The organism is Pediococcus damnosus (assembly GCF_001437255.1).
GTDB lineage: Bacteria > Bacillota > Bacilli > Lactobacillales > Lactobacillaceae > Pediococcus > Pediococcus damnosus.
The window spans coordinates 1-3622 of record NZ_JQBD01000127.1 but is presented as its reverse complement, the minus strand read 5'-3'; the positions used below and the strand labels follow the sequence as shown (position 1 = coordinate 3622).

Here is a 3622-nt window from a genome sequence, read left to right as displayed (position 1 = left end):
AATCATTTACACATAATTATTTAAACACTCAATGGTTTTTTTTGTTACAGTCATATATATATAAATAACGGTAATATTTACAAAATTATGTTCAAAACACGAACATTTATGCTATGATCGAGAGTAAAGTAACTTTTAATTTAGAATGGAGTGTTAACGTTGAGTGTCCGAAGAAGTGATCGATTAATCGATATGACAAGGTATTTTCTAGAACGACCACACACGTTAGTAACGTTAAGCTTTTTTGCTGAACGGTATGCGTCTGCAAAATCTTCGATCAGTGAGGATATGGCCATTATTAAACGAACATTCGCGAATCGGGGCACTGGGAGATTAGAAACAATTCCTGGAGCGGCCGGGGGAGCCTTATTTATACCAACTATTAAAAAAGGCGAGGCTAGTGAAATTATTGAAGATTTAATTCAACAACTTTCGACGGCGGACCGGATTTTGCCAGGTGGCTATTTATACATGTCTGATTTATTGAGTGATCCAACCGTTCTTAAAAGGGTGGGTCGTTTGATTGCCAGTGAGTATGCAGATGAAAAAGTTGATGCAATCATGACTGTTGAAACAAAAGGAATTCCGATTGCCCAGAGTGTGGCAAATTATTTAGGGGTTCCGTTTATCATTGTGCGGCATGATTCAAAGATTACAGAGGGCTCCACGATCAGTGTGAATTACGTGTCTGGATCATCTGCACAAATCAAGAAAATGGAGCTCTCTAAACGGAGCCTGAAAGCTGGAACACGAGTTCTAGTTGTCGATGACTATATGAAGGGTGGCGGCACCTTAAAAGGGATGCAGGCGCTGATTACTGAGTTTGAAGCGGAATTGATTGGCACAACCGTTTTTGCGGAAGGTAGTTTTACAGGACACCGCATGATTGATAATGTCACTTCTTTATTGAGTGTGGATGCCAACAGTGACGAGATTCGGATTCAACCGGGTAATTATTTAGATAAAGTCTTCGAACAAGCTGATTAGTTTGTTATTAAATTTAAAAATTAAGGAGAACATTTAATGAGTGGAAAGTATACGGTTATCTTGGCAGCCGGTCAAGGAACACGGATGAAATCAAAATTATATAAAGTGCTGCACCGCGTTTGTGGAAAATCGATGGTCGATCATGTGTTGACCCAAGTCGAAAAAACTAACATGGATAAAGTGGTTACGGTTGTGGGTAGTGGCGCTGAACAAGTTGAGGCAGAACTTGGCAAACGGACTGAATATGCATATCAAAAATCGCAATTAGGAACGGGACACGCCGTTTTACAAACTGAAGATATTTTGGGAGACCAAGACGGGATGACAATGGTTGTAAGTGGTGATACGCCACTTTTCCGTGCCAGTACTTTTGAAGATTTATTTGAGTATCATAAAGAAAAGGGTGCTGCAGCAACAATTTTAACAGCCGATGCAGATGATCCATTTTCCTATGGTCGAATTGTCCGTAATAATGTTGGGGTTGTGTCTAAAATTGTGGAAGAAAAAGATGCGACGCGTGAAGAAGCAGCCATTCATGAAATTAATACAGGCGTTTACTGTTTTGATAACAAAAAATTATTTTCGGCTTTACATAAAGTAAAGAATGATAATGCGCAGGGCGAGTATTACTTACCAGACGTAATTGAAATTATGAAATCCGAAGGCGAGATTGTTGCTGCGTACGAAATGAAAGACTTTTCTGAATCAATGGGTGTGAATGATCGTAAGGCTCTTGCCAACGCAACTAAAATTATGCAAGAACGCATTAATGATCAGCATATGGCTAACGGAGTTTCGCTGATTGATCCAGAAAATACGTATATTGACGTGGATGTCAAAATTGGTTCTGACACAATCGTGGAACCTGGAGTGTCAATTTCTGGGAAAACTGAAATTGGTTCTGACTGTGTAATTGGAGCTAATTCTAAAATTGTTTCTTCTAAAATTGGCGATCGAGTTCATGTTACTTCATCGACAATTGAAGAATCAATTATGCATGATGACAGTGATATTGGGCCTAACAGTCACTTACGCCCAGAAGCTGAGATTGGGGAATCCGTTCATATCGGAAACTTCTGTGAAATCAAGAAGACAAAATTGGGTGCCCGAACCAAAGTTGGTCATTTAACTTACGTTGGGAACGCCGTGTTGGGCTCAGATATCAACGTTGGCTGTGGGGTTGTATTTGTTAACTACGATGGGATTAATAAACATACATCTATCATTGGCAACCATGCATTTATCGGAAGTAATTCGAATATTATTGCGCCTGTTAAGATGGCAGACTATTCGTACGTTGCAGCTGGTTCAACAATTACCGACGATCTGGCGAAGTACGATATGGGTATTGCACGAGAACGACAAACAACTAAACCGGGTTATTTTAAAAAATTACCTGTTTATGAAGCAGCAAAAAAAGAGGAAGCAGAACGACAAAAAGACTAATTTGATGTCGGTTTGGACTTGCTTTTGGTCCTGTAAATGACTTATCATATAGAGTGGTAATCGAACAGATTCTTAAAAATCATTATTGGAGGATTTCATGTCTGGACAATATTCTGATCCAAAGCTGAAGATCTTTGCTTTGAATTCAAACAAGCCTTTAGCAGAAAAAATTGCTAAAGCAGTTGGTGTTAAGCTGGGTAAGACGTCTGTTGATCGTTTTAGCGATGGTGAAATTAGAATTAACATTGAAGAAAGTATTCGTGGGGACCAAGTGTATATTATTCAATCTACCTCGGCACCTGTTAATGATAATTTGATGGAACTTTTAATTATGATTGATGCATTGCGGAGAGCGAGCGCACAGACTATTAACGTTGTGATTCCTTATTATGGTTATGCTCGTCAAGATCGTAAGGCCCGTTCACGGGAACCAATTACCGCAAAACTTGTGGCTAATATGATTGAAAAGGCTGGTGCAACGCGGATTATTGCGCTTGATTTACACGCTGCACAAATTCAAGGATTCTTTGATATTCCAATGGACCATTTGATGGGTGCGCCATTATTGGCAGATTACTTTATCGAGCATCATCTTGATAAAGATTCTGTTGTGGTTTCTCCTGATCATGGTGGTGTCACACGAGCTCGTAAATTAGCTGAATTTTTGAAAGCTCCCATTGCCATTATTGATAAACGACGACCACGAGCTAATGTGGCTGAGGTTATGAATATTATTGGTGAAGTGAAGGGTAAGCGTTGTATCATGATTGATGATATGATTGATACTGCTGGTACCATTACTTTAGGAGCCCAGGCTTTGATGGATGCGGGTGCAACGGAAGTTTATGCAAGCTGTACACATCCAGTTTTATCTGGCCCAGCGATTGAAAGAATTGCAAACTCTCCAATCAAGGAATTGGTTGTGACAGATTCGATTAATTTACCAGAAGAAAAGAAAATAGATAAGATTACGCAGATTTCAGTAGGACCTTTAATTGGGGAAGCCATTCGTTTAATTCACGAAAACAAACCAGTTAGTCCATTATTTAATAATCGTTTCAGTAAAGAAGAAGCGTCCCGAAGTTAAAAATCAAAATTATATCCAGAAGAAAATTTCATTTTTTCTTCTGGATTTTTTTATCCAAAAACATGATTATTAAGGGTCTCTGTCAAATCGTATTGGTGGAGA

The 3622-nt window shown here is 39.0% G+C and carries 3 protein-coding genes; all 3 read left to right on the top strand.

The annotated features are described in order from the left end of the window. The first annotated feature begins 159 nt into the window (after positions 1 to 159). The 3 genes from purR (at position 160) to IV84_RS09990 (ending at position 3520) form a co-directional block, all read left to right on the top strand. The gene (purR, locus tag IV84_RS10000; RefSeq protein ID WP_080945526.1) at positions 160 to 987 is read left to right on the top strand and encodes a pur operon repressor; all 828 of its coding nucleotides are present in this window, start codon (positions 160 to 162) and stop codon (positions 985 to 987) included. A gap of 36 nt (positions 988 to 1023) precedes the next feature. Next, the gene (glmU, locus tag IV84_RS09995) at positions 1024 to 2433 is read left to right on the top strand and encodes a bifunctional UDP-N-acetylglucosamine diphosphorylase/glucosamine-1-phosphate N-acetyltransferase GlmU (protein ID WP_046871543.1); all 1410 of its coding nucleotides are present in this window, start codon (positions 1024 to 1026) and stop codon (positions 2431 to 2433) included. Positions 2434 to 2530: 97 nt separating this feature from the next. Next, positions 2531 to 3520, top strand: coding sequence for a ribose-phosphate diphosphokinase (locus tag IV84_RS09990; RefSeq protein WP_056986595.1), 990 nt, complete (start codon positions 2531 to 2533; stop codon positions 3518 to 3520). The last annotated feature ends 102 nt before the right edge of the window (positions 3521 to 3622 follow it).

Coding starts and splice junctions, on each gene's coding strand:
- IV84_RS09990 (WP_056986595.1), top strand. CDS start 2,531: ATGTCTGGACAATATTCTGATCCAAAGCTGAAGATCTTTGCTTTGAAT.
- glmU (WP_046871543.1), top strand. CDS start 1,024: ATGAGTGGAAAGTATACGGTTATCTTGGCAGCCGGTCAAGGAACACGG.